14 protein-coding genes are annotated in these 15,629 nt (G+C 67.2%); 3 read left to right on the plus strand and 11 right to left on the minus strand.

Annotation, left to right across the window (positions count from 1 at the left end; translation table 11 throughout):
* Positions 1-6 precede the first annotated feature (6 nt).
* The 6 genes from kduD to XAN126_RS0119900 form a co-directional block, all read right to left on the minus strand.
* The gene (gene kduD / locus XAN126_RS0119875) at positions 7-768 is read right to left on the minus strand and encodes a 2-dehydro-3-deoxy-D-gluconate 5-dehydrogenase KduD (protein ID WP_024280313.1); all 762 of its coding nucleotides are present in this window, start codon (positions 766-768) and stop codon (positions 7-9) included.
* Positions 765-1,604, minus strand: a complete 840-nt coding sequence (gene kduI, locus XAN126_RS0119880; protein ID WP_024280314.1) for a 5-dehydro-4-deoxy-D-glucuronate isomerase — start codon at positions 1,602-1,604, stop codon at positions 765-767. Before kduI ends, kduD begins: the two co-directional genes overlap by 4 nt.
* A 43-nt stretch (positions 1,605-1,647) precedes the next feature.
* The gene (locus XAN126_RS0119885) at positions 1,648-2,928 is read right to left on the minus strand and encodes a TRAP transporter large permease (RefSeq protein WP_024280315.1); all 1,281 of its coding nucleotides are present in this window, start codon (positions 2,926-2,928) and stop codon (positions 1,648-1,650) included.
* A gap of 15 nt (positions 2,929-2,943) precedes the next feature.
* Complete coding sequence (locus XAN126_RS0119890; RefSeq protein ID WP_024280316.1) at positions 2,944-3,519, minus strand: TRAP transporter small permease; 576 nt, start codon at positions 3,517-3,519, stop codon at positions 2,944-2,946.
* A 55-nt stretch (positions 3,520-3,574) separates the two neighbouring features.
* A complete protein-coding gene (locus XAN126_RS0119895) occupies positions 3,575-4,579 on the minus strand; it encodes a TRAP transporter substrate-binding protein (RefSeq protein ID WP_024280317.1) in 1,005 nt (334 codons plus the stop codon).
* An 80-nt stretch (positions 4,580-4,659) separates the two neighbouring features.
* Complete coding sequence (locus XAN126_RS0119900) at positions 4,660-6,174, minus strand: altronate dehydratase family protein (protein ID WP_024280318.1); 1,515 nt, start codon at positions 6,172-6,174, stop codon at positions 4,660-4,662.
* Positions 6,175-6,273: 99 nt separating this feature from the next.
* Between XAN126_RS0119900 and XAN126_RS0119905 the strand changes: the two genes are divergently transcribed.
* From XAN126_RS0119905 to XAN126_RS0119915, 3 genes are read left to right on the plus strand one after another with little or no spacing between them, the layout of a single operon-like run.
* Positions 6,274-7,092, plus strand: a complete 819-nt coding sequence (locus XAN126_RS0119905; RefSeq protein ID WP_029877476.1) for a GntR family transcriptional regulator — start codon at positions 6,274-6,276, stop codon at positions 7,090-7,092.
* Between the two features lie 5 nt (positions 7,093-7,097).
* Positions 7,098-8,510: a glucuronate isomerase gene (uxaC, locus tag XAN126_RS0119910; protein WP_024280320.1), complete on the plus strand. Its 1,413-nt coding sequence runs from the start codon at positions 7,098-7,100 to the stop codon at positions 8,508-8,510.
* Positions 8,507-9,985: a mannitol dehydrogenase family protein gene (locus XAN126_RS0119915; protein ID WP_024280321.1), complete on the plus strand. Its 1,479-nt coding sequence runs from the start codon at positions 8,507-8,509 to the stop codon at positions 9,983-9,985. The genes uxaC and XAN126_RS0119915 overlap by 4 nt, the downstream gene beginning before the upstream one ends.
* A 65-nt stretch (positions 9,986-10,050) precedes the next feature.
* Here the strand turns inward: XAN126_RS0119915 and XAN126_RS0119920 are convergent, their stop codons facing one another.
* The 5 genes from XAN126_RS0119920 to ugpC all read right to left on the minus strand — a co-directional run bounded on the left by XAN126_RS0119920 (position 10,051) and on the right by ugpC (position 15,310).
* Positions 10,051-10,554 carry a TIGR00645 family protein gene (locus XAN126_RS0119920; RefSeq protein ID WP_197024071.1) on the minus strand — a complete coding sequence of 168 codons (504 nt, stop codon included), beginning with the start codon at positions 10,552-10,554 and terminating at the stop codon, positions 10,051-10,053.
* A gap of 124 nt (positions 10,555-10,678) precedes the next feature.
* Entirely contained in the window at positions 10,679-11,569 is an 891-nt protein-coding gene (locus XAN126_RS0119925; protein WP_024280323.1) for a carbohydrate ABC transporter permease, read from the minus strand.
* Between the two features lie 47 nt (positions 11,570-11,616).
* On the minus strand, positions 11,617-12,558 hold the full coding sequence (locus XAN126_RS0119930) for a sugar ABC transporter permease (RefSeq protein WP_024280324.1): 942 nt from the start codon (positions 12,556-12,558) through the stop codon (positions 11,617-11,619).
* Positions 12,559-12,810: 252 nt separating this feature from the next.
* On the minus strand, positions 12,811-14,124 hold the full coding sequence (locus XAN126_RS0119935; protein ID WP_024280325.1) for an ABC transporter substrate-binding protein: 1,314 nt from the start codon (positions 14,122-14,124) through the stop codon (positions 12,811-12,813).
* A gap of 112 nt (positions 14,125-14,236) precedes the next feature.
* On the minus strand, positions 14,237-15,310 hold the full coding sequence (gene ugpC / locus XAN126_RS0119940; protein WP_024280326.1) for a sn-glycerol-3-phosphate ABC transporter ATP-binding protein UgpC: 1,074 nt from the start codon (positions 15,308-15,310) through the stop codon (positions 14,237-14,239).
* Positions 15,311-15,629: the final 319 nt, after the last annotated feature.

The following is a 15,629-nucleotide window of genomic DNA, read 5'->3' on the forward strand; positions in this document are numbered from 1 at the left end:
ATCCTTTCAGCGCGCCAGCCAGCCGCCGTCCACGGGCAGCACGATACCATGCACATAATCCGCCGCGCGCGATGAGAGGAACACCGCCGCCCCCCCGATGTCGGTCGGGTCGCCCCAGCGGCCGGCCGGGATGCGGCCGAGGATGGCGGCGTTGCGATCGGCATCCGCGCGCAGGGCCTCGGTGTTGTTGGTGACGAAATAGCCGGGGGCGATGGCGTTCACGTTGATGCCCTTCGCCGCCCATTCGCAGGCGAGCAGCCGGGTGAGGCCGGCCAGCCCGCTCTTGCTCGCCGTGTAGGACGGGATGCGGATGCCCCCCTGGAAGGAGAGCAGGGAGGCGATGTTGACGACCTTGCCGCCCTTCCCGTCCGCCAGCATCCGCCGGGCGAAGGCCTGGGTGAGGAAGAAGGTGGACTTGAGATTCACGTCCATCACCTCGTCCCAGTCTTCTTCCGTGAAGTCGATGGCGTCGGCGCGGCGGATGATGCCGGCATTGTTGACGAGGATATCGACGCGCCCGCCGATCTCCGCCTCGGCGACGATGCGGTCGATGGGCTTGAGGGTGGCAAGGTCGGCGCGGACGGCGGTGAAGCTGCCGCCGGCGGCCGCCACCAGGGTGGCGGTCTCGTCCATGGCGGAGCGGCCCACCCCCACTACGCCCGCGCCGGCCCGCGCGAGCGCGACGGCGATGGCCTGGCCGAGGCCGGTATTGGCGCCGGTGACGACGGCCCTGCGGCCGGACAGATCAAACGGAATCACGACACTCACTTCAGTTGGTCCATGGCAACCATGTCCATGTCCGTATAGTCGATATTGTCGCCGCCCATGCCCCAGATGAAGGTGTAGGCGCGCGTGCCGCAGCCGGAATGGATGGACCAGGGCGGCGAGATCACCGCCTGCCCGTCCGCCACCACGATATGGCGCGTCTCGGTCGGCTGGCCCATCAGGTGGATGACGCGGGCGTCCGCCATGAGGTCGAAATAGAGATAGACCTCCGAGCGCCGGTCATGGACGTGGCAGGGCATGGTGTTCCACACATTGCCCTCGTCCAGCTGGGTCATGCCCATCACCAGCTGGCAGGAGGTCACCACGTCCGGGTGGATCATCTGGTAGATGGTGCGCCGGTTGGCCGTGGCGGCCTCGCCCAGCAGCATCTTCCTGGCTTGTGCGATCCGCACCACCTTGGTCTCGTGGCGCGCATGGGCGGGCGTGGAGAGCAGATAGAAGCGGGCCGGCACATCGGCGCTGTCGGAGGTGAACAGCACCTCCTTCGTGCCCATGGGCACATAGATGGCGTCCCGGTTCCCCAGCGCATGGGCGACACCGTCCACGCTCACCTTGCCGGCGCCGCCGATGTTGAAGACGCCCAGCTCTCGCCGGTCGAGGAAGTTGGGCGAGCCGATGGTCGCCTTGTCGCTCTCCAGCGCCAACGGCACCGTGACCGGCGTGGCCCCGCCGATGACGAAGCGCTCCACATGGCTGTAGGTGAGCAGCACCATGCCCGGCTCGAACAGGCGCTCCACCAGATAGTTGCGCCGAAGCGCGTCGGTGTCGAAGCCGCGTGTGGCGTCCTGGTGGTGCACGTGGCGCACGTCGATCATCATGGGCAGTCTCGGGGCAGGAGAGCAGGGACGAGCGGAACGGCGGCTAGCGGAACACGGCCGGCAGCCAGAGCGACACGGCCGGCACGTAGGTGACGATCATCAGCACCGCGACGGAGGCGCCGAAGAAGGGCCAGATGGTCTTCATCGCCTCGCCGATGGTGATCTTGCCCACCGCGCAGCCCACGAACAGCACCGAGCCCACGGGCGGCGTGTTCAGCCCGATGCCGGCGTTGAGGATGAGGATCACCCCGAAATGCACGGGATCGATGCCGAAGGCCTTCACCAGCGGCAGGAAGATGGGCGTGCAGATGATGATCATCGGCGCCATGTCCATGAAGGTGCCGAGGATGAGCAGGATGATGTTGATGAGCAGCAGGATGACGTAGGGGTTGGACGAGACCGCCTGCATCAGCTCGATGGTGGCCTTGGGCACCTGGAGGAAGGCCATGAGCCAGCCGAAGGAGGCCGCCGTGCCGATGACGAGCAGCACCATGGCCGTGGTGCGCACCGCGCCCAGCGTCGCCTCCACGAAGCCCGCCCAGTCCATCTCCCGGTAGACGAAGGTCGTCACCAGCAGCGCATAGATGACGGCGATGCAGGAACTCTCCGTCGCGGTGAAGATGCCCGAACGCACGCCGCCGAAGATGATGCCGATGAGCATGATGCCGGGAATGGCCGCCACCACCGAGCGCAGCACCGCATACCAACCGGGAAAGGTGCCAGCGGGGTAGCCGCGATTGCGCGCCACCATGTAGGCCGTGATCATCATCGCCGCGGCGAGCAGCAGGCCGGGCATGATGCCGGCGGTGAACAGGTCGGCGATGGAGATCGTGCCGCCCGCCGACAGGGAATAGATGATCATGTTGTGCGACGGCGGGATCATCAGAGCGATGATGGCCGAGTTCACCGTGACGTTGACCGCATAGTCCTTGGCATAGCCGTGGCGCGCCATCTGCGGGATCATGATGCCGCCGATGGCCGAGGCATCCGCCACCGCCGAGCCGGAGATGCCGCCGAACAAAGTGGAGGCCACCACGTTCACCTGCCCCAGGCCCCCACGCAGATGCCCGACGAGGCTCGCCGCCATGCCGATGAGCCGGTCGGCGATGCCGCCGCGCATCATCAGGTCACCGGCGAAGATGAAGAAGGGGATGGCCAGCATGGAGAAGGCGTTCATGCCGGAATTCAGCTGCTGGAACACCACCACCGGCGGCAGATCGAGATAGAGCACGGTCGCCAGCGAGGCGAGGCCGAGGCAAAAGGCCACCGGCGTGCCGATGACGAGGAGCAGCGCGAAGACGCCGAAGAGGATGGTGATGGCCATGGGTCTGGTCCGGCGTCATTCCACGGTGTGGACATGGGCGAGCGGCACCTCGGGCACCCGGCCCTCGGTGAGGTCGGTGAGGAGCCGCTCGAACGAGAAAAGGCAGATGAGCGCGCCGCCGCCCACCAGCGGCAGGTAGTCCACGCCCTGCGGCAGGTCCACGCCCGCCATCTTGGCGCTCCAGGTGCCCATGGCGAGATCCCAGCCGTACCAGGCCATGGCGCCGCCGAAGCCCATGACGAGGACGTGGGTGGCGATCTCCATCACGCGCCGCACCGGAGGGGAGGCGAAATGCAGGCCGATCTCGAAGCCGAGATGCATGTTCTCGCGCACGCCCACCGCCGCGCCGAGCAGGATGAACCAGCTCATGAGCAGCAAGGACAGCGGCTCGGTCCAGCTCGGCGAGGCGTTCAGCACGTAGCGGCCGATCACCTGCCAGAACACCGCCGCCGTCATGGCGACGAGGCCGGCGCCGGAGATCCACAGCGCCACCGCCGACAGGAAACGCACCACGCGCCTCAGCGCGAGCAGCGGAGCCGGCCTTGCAGCCTCTCCGCTCCCGCCGGAACGCTCGCTGGACTTGATGTTCATGCCGCTGCGCCTCCCGGGGATGGCCGGGCGCGCAGGCCCGGCCGGTGCCGCGCCTTCAGTTCACCGCCCGGATGCGGGCGACGAGGTCCTTCATCTTGTCGGTGGTGACGAACTTGTCGTAGACCGGCTTCATGGCGTCGATGAAGGGCTTCTTGTCCACCTCGTTGATGATGGCGCCGCCCTTGACCACGTGATCCTTGGCCTCGACGTCGCGCTTGGCCCACAGCTCGCGCATCTTCTTGGTGGCCTCGAGCCCGGCCTCCTTGAACATCTTCTGCTCGTCCGGGCTCAATTTGTCGAAGGCGCGCTTCGACATCACGAACACCTCCGGCGCCAGCGAATGCTCGGTGAGCGAATAGTATTTCGCCACCTCGTAGTGCTTCACCGAGTCATAGGAGGGATAGTTGTTCTCCGCGCCGTCCACGAGGCCGGTCTGCAGGCCCGAGTAAAGCTCGCCGAAGGGCATGGGCGTCGCGTTGGCGCCCAGCGCGTTGATCATGGCGATGAAGAGGTCCGACTGCTGCACCCGGATCTTCATGCCCTTCATGTCGTCGAGGGTCTTGATGGGCTTCTTGGAATTGTACATGGAGCGGGCGCCGCTATCGAAGAAGCCCAGCACCACGAGGCCGTGCGGCTCGAAGGCTTTCGCGATCTCCGCGCCGATGGGGCCGTCCACCACCTTGTACATGTGATCGGTGGAGCGGAACAGGAACGGCATGCCGAGCACCGCCGTCTCGGGGATCAGATTGTTGAACGGCGCGGTGTTGACGCGGTTGAGATCGATGACGCCGAAGCGGGTCTGCTCGATGGTGTCCTTCTCGCCGCCGAGCTGGCCGGAGGAGAAGACCTGCACCTTGTACTTGCCGTTGGACTTCTTCTCGATGATCTCGCCGAAATACTTCACGGATTCGACGGTGGGGTAGCCGTCCGGATGGATGTCGGCGGACCGCAGCGTGGTCTGTGCCATCGCCGGCAGCGCCGAGAGCGCAAGGCCGGAGAGCGCAAGGCCCGATAGCGCAAGCGCGACGGCGCGGGAGGTCAGTCGGCGTCGGGTCAGCATGGGCGTTCTCCCTGTGTGTCGGATATTTTTCCGCTTTATTGCGGCCTTTGCGGCCGTTCACTTCCCACGGGCGCGGCGGCCTACATCACCGCGCCGATCTGCCAGGGCACGAACTCGGCATCGCCGTAGCCCAGTTCCTCGGACTTGGTGTGGGCGCCGGAGGCGACGGCCAGCACCTTGTCGAAGATCTCGCGGCCCTTCTCCTCCAGCGACACGCCGTCGAGCACGTCGCCGCAATTGATGTCCATGTCCTCTTCCATCCGGCGATAGATGTCGGAATTGGTGGCGAGCTTGATGGACGGGGTGGGCTTGGCACCGAAGGCGGAACCGCGCCCGGTGGTGAAGCAGATGACGTTCGCCCCGCCCGCCACCTGCCCAGTGGCGGCCACCGGATCGTAGCCGGGGGTATCCATGAAGACGAAGCCGGCATCCGTCACCGGCTCGGCATATTCATAGACCGCGCGCAGGGTCGAGGAGCCGCCCTTGGCGGCGGCGCCGAGCGACTTTTCCAGAATGGTCGTGAGCCCGCCGGCCTTGTTGCCGGGCGAGGGATTGTTGTTCATCTCCCCCGCATTGCGGGCGGTGTAGTCTTCCCACCACTTGATGCGGGCGACCAGCTTCTCGCCCACCTCGCGCGTGGCCGCGCGGCGGGTAAGGAGGTGCTCGGCGCCGTAGATTTCCGGCGTCTCGGAGAGGATGGAGGTGCCGCCCTGCGCCACCAGCAGATCGGAGGCCACCCCCAGCGCCGGATTGGCGGTGAGCGCCGAATAGCCATCCGAACCGCCACATTGCAGCGCCAGCACGATCTCAGACGCCGGCCGCGCCTCCCGCCGCGCCGCGGCGGCGCGGGGCGCCATCTCCTTCAGCGTGCCGAGGATATGCTCCACCGTGCGGCGCGTGCCGCCCTCGTCCTGGATGGTGAGGGTGCGGAAGCCGTCCGCCTCCTCCACCCCGTATTCCTGCTTGAAGCGGGCGATCTGAAACATCTCGCAGCCCAGGCCCACCATCACCACCGCGGCGAAGTTGGGGTGGGTGGCATAGCCCCAGAGCGTGCGCGAGAGCACGTCATAGCCCTCGCCCTTGGAGGCCATGCCGCAGCCGGTGCCGTGGATGATGGGCACGATGCCGTCGATGCCCGGAAACTCGCTGAGAATGCCCGAGCGCTCGGCCGCCTGCGCCGCGAACCGGGCCACCGAGGCCGAGCAGTTCACGCTGGTGAGGATGCCGAGATAGTTGCGCGTGCCGGTGCGCCCGTTGGAGCGGCGAAAGCCCATGAAGTGGGCGCGCTCGGCCTCCGGCAGCAGGGCGTCGTCGCGGGCGTCGGCGGCGAAGGCGTAGTCGCGGGCAAAATCGTGCAGCACCACATTGTGGGTGTGGATATGCGCGCCGGGGGCGATGTCTTCGCTGGCGAAGCCGATGACCTGGCCGAACTTCACCACCGATGCGCCGGCGGGAATCGGCTCGATGGCCACCTTGTGGCCGCGCGGGATGCGCTGGATGGCGACGATGCCCGCGACCGAACCGCCGGGCGCGACTTCGTCCAGCGCCACCGCCAGATTGTCCTTCGCAGAAAGCCGAAGGGTGCGTGGCGCCATGCCCGCCTCCATCCCCATGAGCACGTCTCCCCGACCTGTTTCACGGCCACTCTCGGACCCGCGCCTTCGTTGACGCTCTTGATATGCTAATATATTAGTATGGAAGACCTCGCAAGAGCGGGCAGGCTGCCGGGGGAGGCTGGAACGGTGGTGGTGACGGGGGCGGATCTCAGGCGCAGGCCGGCGCTTCGCAGCGAGAATGTCCGCGCGGTGCCGGCGTCCTCACGCATCCACGCCGCCCTGCGCGACGACATCGTGGCCATGACCCTTCCGCCCGGCGCGCCGCTGCAGGAAAAGCAGATCGCCCTCGCCTACGGCGTCAGCCGCACGCCGGTGCGCGAGGCCATCCTGAAGCTCGCCGACGAGCGGCTGGTGGACATCTTTCCCCAATACGGCACCTTCGTCTCCCGCATCTCCGTGCCGGAGGTGCGCGACGCCATGATCATCCGCAACGCGCTGGAGCGCACCAGCGTGCGCGAGGCGGCCGCCCAGGTGGCGTCGCTGCCGGAGAAGGAGCGGCGACAGGTGATGGCGCCGCTCGTCGCCACCCTGCGCCAGCAGCGCGCCGCCCACCGCGCCGGGGCGCTGGCGGAGTTCCACGCCGCCGACGAGGCCTTCCACCAGATCATCGCCGAGCTTGCCGGACACCCCAACATCTGGCGTGTCATCCGGCAGGAGAAGGCGCACGTGGACCGCTGCCGCCTCCTCACTTTGCCCTCCCCCCAGCGCCGCGCCAGCGTCATCGCCGAGCACCAGATGGTGGCCGATGCCATCGGCGAGGGGGATGCGGACGGGGCGGAAAAGGCCATGGCGGCCCATCTCGGCCGGGTCATCCCCAGCGTCGAGGATCTGGGCGCCGCCCACCCCGATTATTTCGAGGCGGAAGGTGCGCCCGCCGATGCCGTGAACGCGAGGTGAGTTCCGTGTCCAGCCTCCTCCATCCCGATCGCCTCCTGCCCGCCGATCCCTCCGTGCGCGCGGTAGCGCGCCGGCTCTATGCGGAGGTGGAGGCGCTGCCCATCGTCTCGCCCCACGGCCACACCGACCCGCGCTGGTACGCCTTCAACGAGAACTTCCCCGATCCCGCGCGGCTGTTCGTGGTGCCGGACCATTATGTGTTCCGGATGCTCTACTCACAGGGCATCCCGCTGGAAAAGCTGGGTGTTCCCCGCGCGGACGGCGGCGCCACGGAGCAGGACGGGCGGGCCATCTGGCGGCTGTTCGCGTCCAACTACCACCTCTTTCGTGGCACCCCCACGCGGGCGTGGCTGGACCATGCCTTCGCCACCCTGTTCGGGCTCGAAGAGCGGCTCAGCGAGAAGACGGCGGATGCCGCCTACGACCTCATCGCCGAGAAGCTGCAACAGGAGGCGTTCAAGCCCCGCGCCTTGTTCGAGCGCTTCAACATCGAGGTGATCGCCACCACGGAGAGCCCACTGGACGACCTTTCCGCCCATGCGGAAATCCGCGCCAGCGGCTGGGGAGGACGGGTGGTGACGGCCTATCGGCCCGATCCGGTGGTGGACCCGGAGTTCGAGGGCTTCACCGCCAATCTCGCCAGGTTCGCCGAGATCACCGGCGAGGACACCTTCTCCTGGCCGGGCTATCTCGCCGCCCATCGCAAGCGCCGCGCCTTCTTCAAGACCTTCGGCGCCACCTCCACCGATCACGGCCACCCCACCGCCGCGACCTTCGACCTGCCGCCGCAGGAGGCCGAGGCGCTGTTCCGCCGTGTCACCGGCAATGCCCCCGTGAGCGCGCAGGATGCCGAGCTGTTCCGCGGCCAGATGCTCACCGAGATGGCGCGCATGAGCCTGGAGGACGGGCTGGTGATGCAGATCCATCCCGGCGCGGTGCGCAACCACAACGGCCAGATCTTCGCCCGCTTCGGCCGGGACAAGGGGGCCGACATCCCCTCCCCCACCGGATATGTGCGCGCGCTGAAGCCGCTGCTGGACCGCTTCGGCAACGATCCGGGCCTCACCCTCATCCTCTTCACGCTGGACGAGACGAGCTATGCCCGCGAGCTGGCGCCGCTGGCCGGCCACTACCCCGCGCTGCGGCTCGGCCCCGCCTGGTGGTTCCACGACAGCCCGGAGGGCATGAAGCGCTTCCGCGCCATGACCACCGAAACCGCCGGCTTCTACAACACCGTCGGCTTCAACGACGACACCCGCGCCTTCCCCTCCATTCCCGCCCGGCATGATGTGGCGCGGCGCATCGATTGCGGCTTCCTCGCCGAACTCGTGTGCGAGCACCGGTTGGACGAGGACGAGGCGGTGGAGGTGGCGCGCGATCTCGCCTACGGCCTCGCCAAGAAGGCCTACAAGCTTTGAGCCCCCGGCTCTCGCTTTCGACCCTCGCCGACCTACCCGCCACCGTCGCCCGCCCGGCCTATGACATCGCGGCGGCGGAGGTGGGGGTGGTGCATCTGGGGGTCGGCGCCTTCCACCGTGCCCATCAGGCGGCCTATCTCGACGCCATCCTCGCGCGCGGGCACACGGGCTGGGCGATCTGCGGCGCCAGCCTGCGCTCGCCCGACACCTCCGACGCGCTCGATCCGCAGGATGGCCTCTACACGCTCGCCGAGCGCTCGGGCGCGGGGGACAAGCTGCGCGTCATCGCATCGCTCCGCCGGCTGCTGGTGGCGCCACGCAATCCCGAGGCGCTTTTGGCGGCCATGTGCGATCCGCGCGTGCGCATCGTCACCCTCACCGTCACCGAGAAGGGCTATTGCCATGATCCCGCCTCGGGCACGCTGGACGAGGCGCACCCGGACATCCGCGCCGATCTGGCGAACCCGCACCGCCCGGTGAGCGCGCCGGGCTATCTGGTGGAGGCGCTCGCCCGCCGCCGCGCCGCCGGCATCGCGCCCTTCACCGTGCTCACCTGCGACAATCTCCCCGCCAACGGCAAGACCGTGGCGCGGGTGACGGCCCGCCTCGCGGCCCTGCGGGACGATGATCTCCGCCGCTTCGTCGCGGGTGAGGTCGCCTTCCCTTCCACCATGGTGGACCGCATCGTGCCCGCTACCACGGACGAGGACCGCGCGCTGGTGGCCGCAGGGCTGGGGATGGAAGATGCGTGGCCGGTGATGGCAGAGCCCTTCACCCAATGGGTGGTGGAGGACCGTTTTCCCCTCGGCCGCCCGCCTCTGGAGGAGGTGGGGGTGGAGCTGGTTTCGGACGTGGCGCCGTTCGAGCACATGAAGCTGCGCCTGCTCAACGGCGCCCATTCCACCCTCGCCTATCTCGGCTATCTCGCGGGCCACGCCACCATCGCCGAGACCATGGCGGTGCCCGCCTTCGCCCGGCTGGTGGCGCGCCTTCAGGATGAGGAGGTGACGCCCACGCTGCATCTGCCGGCAGGCGTGGATGTGGCCGCCTACAAGCGCGCGCTTCGGGAGCGGTTCGCCAATCCGGCGCTCCGGCACCGCACGTGGCAGATCGCCATGGACGGCTCGCAGAAGCTGCCCCAGCGGCTCGTCGCCACCGCCCGAGACCGCCTTGCGACGGGTGCGCCCATCCCCCTCCTCGCCCTCGGCGTCGCCGGATGGATGCGCTACGTGACCGGGCGGGACGAACAGGGCAAGGCCATCGACGTGCGCGACCCCCTCGCCGCCCGGCTGAAGGCGCTGGCGGACGAGGCCGGCCCCGATGCGGCGCGGCTCGCCCCGGCTCTGCTCTCGGTGCGCGAGGTGTTCGGCGATCTCGGCGCCGACCCGCGCCTCGCCGGCCCGGTGCGCAAGGCGCTCGCCCGCCTCATGGCGCGCGGTGCCGCGGCGACGGTGGAGGAGATGGCGGGCGTTTGACAGCAAAGCGCCCCTCGGCGCCGGTCAGAGACGGGGGCTGAGGGCACACGAGGCGGCCGCGCCGCTCAGTGCTTGCTGTTGGAGAGCTTGTCCGACCAGGCCAGCACCAGGCTCGATCCCACGAACACCATGTGGATGATGACCAGCCACATGAGCGTGTTCTCGCTCATGTTCCCCTTGTCGAGGTTCATGAACGCCTTGAGCAGCTGGATGGCGGAGATGGCGACGATGGAGGCCAGCAGCTTCTGCTTGAGGCCGGTGAAGTCCACCCGCGTCATCCAGTCCGGCCAGTCGGGGTGGCCTTCGGGATCGATCTTCGAGACGAAATTCTCGTAGCCGGAGAAGATGACGATCACCACGAGGTTGCAGGTGAGCGTCAGGTCCACGAGGGCCAGGATGCCGAGGATGATGTCGCTTTCGGTGGCCGCGACCGCGTGCAGCACGAAGTGCAGCAGCTCGTGGCCGAACTTGAACAGCAGCACCAGCATGCCCACCACGAGGCCGACATAGAAGGGCGCGAGAATCCAGCGGCTGCGGAACAAAATCCCTTCGATCACCCGCTCGATCATCCCTCACCCCCGCTTTCCCCCGGCGCATGATGCACCGCAACGAGCCGCGGCAAGGGGTGCCACGGCGCGTGCGCGAGGGCAAGCGGGCAAATTCGGCAGGCGCGGCCTCCCGGAGGGGTGCGCCCTACTCCTTCACCGCTCCGGTCATGGACGAGACGTAATAGTCCACGAAGAAGGAATAGAGGATCACCACCGGCAGCGAGCCGATGAGGGCGCCGGCCATCAGCGATCCCCATTCATACACGTCCGAGCGCACCAGCTCGGTGAGCACGCCCACCGGCACGGTCTTGTTCTCCGACGACTGGATGAAGGTGAGCGCGTAGATGAACTCGTTCCACGACAGGGTGAAGGAGAAGATGCCCGCCGAGATCAGCCCCGGCACCGAGAGCGGCAGCAGCACCTTGATGAGGATCTGCCAGCGCGAGGCGCCGTCCACCAGCGCGCACTCCTCCAGCTCGAACGGGATGGAGCGGAAATAGCCCATCAGCAGCCAGGTGGAGAAGGGCACGAGGAAGGTGGGATAGGTGAGGATCAGCGCCAGCTTGGTGTCGTAGATGCCGAGGCCGAACACCATGATGGCGAGCGGGATGAACAGGATGGAGGGCGGCACCAGATAAGCGAGGAAGATGCCGAGACCGACCCAGCGCGAGCCGTTGAAGCGCAGGCGCTCGATGGCATAGGCCGCGAACACGCTCGTCACCAGCGAGATGACGGTCGCCGCCACCGAGATGTAGACCGTGTTCCACAGCCAGTGCGGATAGGAGGTCTCGAACAGCAGATACTTGATGTGCTCCAGCGTCGGCTCGACCACCCAGAGCGGAGAGTAGTTGTTGTAGTCGGTAAGCTGGTAGTTCGGCTTTATGGCGGTGATCGCCATCCAGTAGAACGGGAACAGCAGCACGAAGACAAAGACGATGAGCGGCAGGAAGACGGTGACGATCCGACGGGGCAGGCTGTCGAGATAGCTCATGCCCGAGGAATTATCTGTCATCTCAATGGGTTGTGGCTGGGCCATGGTGGTCCTCGCAGAATTGGGGAGCGGCGCGGGCGTGACGGGCGGGCTCAGTCCGCCCCGCCCTGCTGCCACTTGCGGCGCTGCAGGCCGAAATAGCTGAACAGGATCGCCGCCAGCAGGAAGGGGATCATGGCCACCGCGATGGCCGCGCCCTCGCCCAGCGAGCCGCCGGGAATGGCGCGCTGGAAGGAGAGCGTCGCCATCAGGTGGGTGGAGTTCAGCGGGCCGCCGCGGGTCAGCACGTAGATGAGCTGGAAGTCGGTGAAGGTGAAGAGCACCGAGAAGGTCATCACCACCGCGATGATCGGCGAGAGCATGGGCAGTGTGATGTAGCGGAAGCGCTGCCAGTTGGTGGCGCCGTCCAGCGTTGCCGCCTCGTGCAGCGAGGGCGAGATGGTCTGCAGGCCGGCGAGCAGCGAGATGGCGACGAAGGGAATGCCGCGCCAGACGTTGGCCGCGATGACCGAGGCGCGGGCATTGGTGACGTCACCGAGGAAGTTGATGGGCGCGGAGATGAGCCCCATCTTGATGAGCGCCCAGGAGATGATCGAATACTGGCTATCGAAGATCCACCAGAAGGCGATGGCCGAGAGCACGGTGGGCACCACCCACGGCAACAGCACCACGGCGCGGAAGAAGGCCTTGAACGGCAGGTTCTCGTTGAGCAGCAGCGCCAGCCACAGGCCGAGGCCGAACTTCAGGATCGAGGCGGCGATGGTGTAGAGGAGCGTGTTGAACACCACCAGCCAGAACAGGCTGTCACCCCAGAGCGATTCGTAGTTCTCGAGGCCGATGAACACGCCCTCGCGGCCGATGCGCGTGTCGGTGAAGCCGAGCCACACGCCGAGGCCGAGGGGATAGGTGAGGAAGAACAGCAGGAAGACGGCCGCCGGCACCATGAAGGCGATGCCGAGCACGTGCCGGCCCTGACCGATGCCGGCCCAGAAGGACCGTTTGTGGGTCGGCTCAGCCGCTGCGACGTTGGCCATGAATGGGTCTCCGGAAGCATTTTGACGAGCGCCTCCCGACCGGGAGGGAAAGCCCCTCTCCCCTTGCGGGAGAGGGTGGATCGCGGCTGCGCCGCGAGACGGGTGAGGGGTTGCTCCCCCACCCAGCACCGGCCCCCTCACCCCCTGCCCCTCTCCCGCCCGAACTCGGCTGGCGCCGAGTTCGGTTCGTGAAAGGCGAAGTCGGCAACAGCCGACTTCAAGGGGGAGAGGGGAGGAGGCGTCAGTTCCGCCTCAGCGGTAGATGCGCTCGGCGCGCTGCTGGGCGCGCTTGGCGGCCTCTTCCGGAGTGCGCTGGCCGGTGGCGGCTTCCGCCACCATGTCCACCACGATCCAGTCGGCCATGGCCGCGGCCGACTTCGGCCCCAGCGGACCCGCATAGCCGTTGGGCTGCAGCGTCTCGGAGGCGAGCGCATAGGCGGCGTGGATGGGCTTGGAGGTCCACACCGGATTGTTGGAGAAGGACTTCAGCGTCTGACAGCAATAGGCGCTCGCGCCGGTGAGCCAGGCATTGTACTGGTCGGCCTGGAACATGAAGGCCAGATACGCCTGCGCCGCCTTCGGGAACTTCGAATACTTGAAGATGCAGGCGGTGGTGGTCTGGTGCAGTTCCACCTTCTTGCCGATGGGGCCGACCGGGAAGTTGGTGGACCGCATGTCCGCCGCCATCTCGGCAAGCTTGGGGTCGTTCGCCGCCGCGTAATAGACCGACACGCCGTTCGCCGTCACCGACAGGTCGCCGGCAATGAAGGCGCGGTTGTTGTTCACGTCGAGCCAGCTCTCCGTGCCGGGAATGAAGGTCTTGTACAGCTCGGAGACATACTTCAGGCCGGCGACGGTCTCCGGCGAGTTGATGACGACCTTGCCGCCCTCGTCCACCATCTTGCCGCCGTGGCTCCACAGCACCCAATGGCAGAAGTTGTTGCCGTCGCCCACGCCGTGGCCGAGGGTGAAGCCCATGGGGTGGTTGTTGGCCTTGAGCGCCTTGCCGAGTTCGAGAAGGCCCTTGGTGTCCTTCGGGAATTCGGAAAAGCCCGCCTGCTTCACCCAGCTGTCGCGATAGACCACCGCATTGCCGATGGTGGCGAGCGGCAGGCCGACGAAGCGGCCCTTGACCGTCGCATAGGCCGCGCAGGCCGGATAATAGCCGCCATATTGCTTGGCGAGGCCGTCGGCGAGGTCGGTCACGTCGAGCAGCTTGTCGGGATACTGCTGGGCGTCGTCGAACCACACCCACACGATGTCAGGGCCGGAGCCCACGTTGGCGGCGACGGCGGCCTTGGGACGGATGTCCTCCCAGCTCTCCTTGTCGATGCGCACCTCGATGCCGGTGGCCTCGGTGAACTTCTTGGTGTTGGCGATCCAGGCGTCTTCCTCGCCCTTCACGAACGGCGACCAGCGCAGCAGGCGCAGGGAGGCGCCGGCCTCCGGCTCGAACTTGGCGACCGCCTGGGCGATGGCCTCCTTGGTGGAGAGCATGGGCAGGGCCATGGCGCCGGCGGCGAGGCCCGCGCCGCTCATGAGAAGGTCACGTCTGGAAATGGTCATTGGTCTTCCTCCCGTGAAGCGTTTCCTCGAGGACGGACCGTTTCGGACGACAGTCTCGAACGGTCTTCTTTCCCCCTGATCGTACCGGTGCCCGGCACGGTACCGGACCTTGTCAGAGGCGACTGCCGGTCGCCTCGTCAAAAAGATGTGTGAGGCCTGGCTGCGGCGCGATGCGGATGACCTCGCCGGGGCTGAAGCTCAGCCGCTCGCGGAACAGGCAGGTGATCTCCTGCGCCGCGCCGCCCTCGCCGAGGCGGGCGACGACCAGGATCTCGGAGCCGGTGGGCTCGGTGACCACCACCTGCGCCGGCACCCCCGCGGGATCGAGGCGGATGTGCTCGGGGCGCAGGCCGTAGACCACCTTCTGGCCGTCGGCGAGGCCCTGCGCGTCCGGCAGGGGAACCTCGACGCCGCTGTCCGTCACCAGCATGGGATTGGCGCCGAGCCGCACCTTGCCCTTGACGAAGTTCATGGAGGGCGAACCGATGAAGCCGGCGACGAACTGGTTGGCGGGCCGGTCGTAAAGGTCGAGCGGGGCGCCGATCTGCTCCACGATGCCGTCGTGCATCACCACGATCTTGTCGGCCATGGTCATGGCCTCGATCTGGTCGTGGGTGACGTAGACCGTGGTGGTCTTCAGCCGCTGGTGCAGTTCCTTGATCTCGGTGCGCATCTGCACGCGCAGCTGGGCGTCGAGATTGGAGAGCGGCTCGTCGAACAGGAACACCTGCGGATCGCGCACGATGGCGCGGCCCATGGCGACGCGCTGGCGCTGGCCGCCGGAGAGCTGGCGGGGATAGCGGTCGAGCAGCTTGGTGAGGTTGAGGATCTCGGCGGCGCGCTGGACCCGGCTCTCGATCTCGGACTTCGGGGCTTTGCGCAGCTTCAGCGAGAAGCCCATGTTGTCCGCCACCGTCATGTGCGGATAGAGCGCGTAGTTCTGGAACACCATGGCGATGTCCCGTTCCTTCGGCGGCATCTCGTTGATGACGCGATTGCCGATCAGGATTTCGCCACCGGAGATGTTTTCGAGGCCGGCGATCATGCGCAGCAGCGTGGACTTGCCGCAGCCCGAGGGGCCGACCAGGACCACGAACTCACCGTCGCGGATGTCCACGTCCACGCCATGGATGACCTGCGTCGACCCATAGGCCTTCTTCACACCGCGAATGTCCACGGTCGCCATGCAGCGTCCTCTCCCCTCGCCGTTTCCTCGTGCCGCGCGGGGGTCCTTGAGGACCTTGCCCGATGCAGCCGCACCATTCTTGGGCCGGAACAGACCTCCGGCCGGGCATCCCTTCCGGAACGCGGCGCGATCATGGTGCGAGGCGAGAACGGGATCAAGTGGAAATTTAAAACGATTGAACCTTCATTGGACGAAGGTCTGAGATGGGGCTAGAGATACCCCTCCCGCCGAGGGGATGGCCGCTTCCGGCCGTGCTCTGCGGGCTCCGGCGCGGGTTCAGGGGGCAGCGCTCCCGCCTGCCCGCCGGTGACATTTCCAT

Source organism: Xanthobacter sp. 126, from assembly GCF_000526175.1.
In the GTDB taxonomy this organism is placed as follows: domain Bacteria; phylum Pseudomonadota; class Alphaproteobacteria; order Rhizobiales; family Xanthobacteraceae; genus Xanthobacter; species Xanthobacter aminoxidans.

Excerpts from the sequence above, each read along its gene's own strand:
- XAN126_RS0119885 (WP_024280315.1), bottom strand. The coding sequence starts at position 2,928 with ATGGCCATCACCATCCTCTTCGGCGTCTTCGCGCTGCTCCTCGTCATC.
- ugpC (WP_024280326.1), bottom strand. The coding sequence starts at position 15,310 with ATGGCGACCGTGGACATTCGCGGTGTGAAGAAGGCCTATGGGTCGACG.
- XAN126_RS0119920 (WP_197024071.1), bottom strand. The coding sequence starts at position 10,554 with ATGATCGAGCGGGTGATCGAAGGGATTTTGTTCCGCAGCCGCTGGATT.
- XAN126_RS0119935 (WP_024280325.1), bottom strand. The coding sequence starts at position 14,124 with ATGACCATTTCCAGACGTGACCTTCTCATGAGCGGCGCGGGCCTCGCC.
- XAN126_RS0119905 (WP_029877476.1), top strand. The coding sequence starts at position 6,274 with ATGGAAGACCTCGCAAGAGCGGGCAGGCTGCCGGGGGAGGCTGGAACG.
- kduI (WP_024280314.1), bottom strand. The coding sequence starts at position 1,604 with ATGATGATCGACGTGCGCCACGTGCACCACCAGGACGCCACACGCGGC.
- XAN126_RS0119900 (WP_024280318.1), bottom strand. The coding sequence starts at position 6,174 with ATGGCGCCACGCACCCTTCGGCTTTCTGCGAAGGACAATCTGGCGGTG.
- XAN126_RS0119895 (WP_024280317.1), bottom strand. The coding sequence starts at position 4,579 with ATGCTGACCCGACGCCGACTGACCTCCCGCGCCGTCGCGCTTGCGCTA.
- XAN126_RS0119930 (WP_024280324.1), bottom strand. The coding sequence starts at position 12,558 with ATGGCCAACGTCGCAGCGGCTGAGCCGACCCACAAACGGTCCTTCTGG.
- XAN126_RS0119890 (WP_024280316.1), bottom strand. The coding sequence starts at position 3,519 with ATGAACATCAAGTCCAGCGAGCGTTCCGGCGGGAGCGGAGAGGCTGCA.
- XAN126_RS0119925 (WP_024280323.1), bottom strand. The coding sequence starts at position 11,569 with ATGGCCCAGCCACAACCCATTGAGATGACAGATAATTCCTCGGGCATG.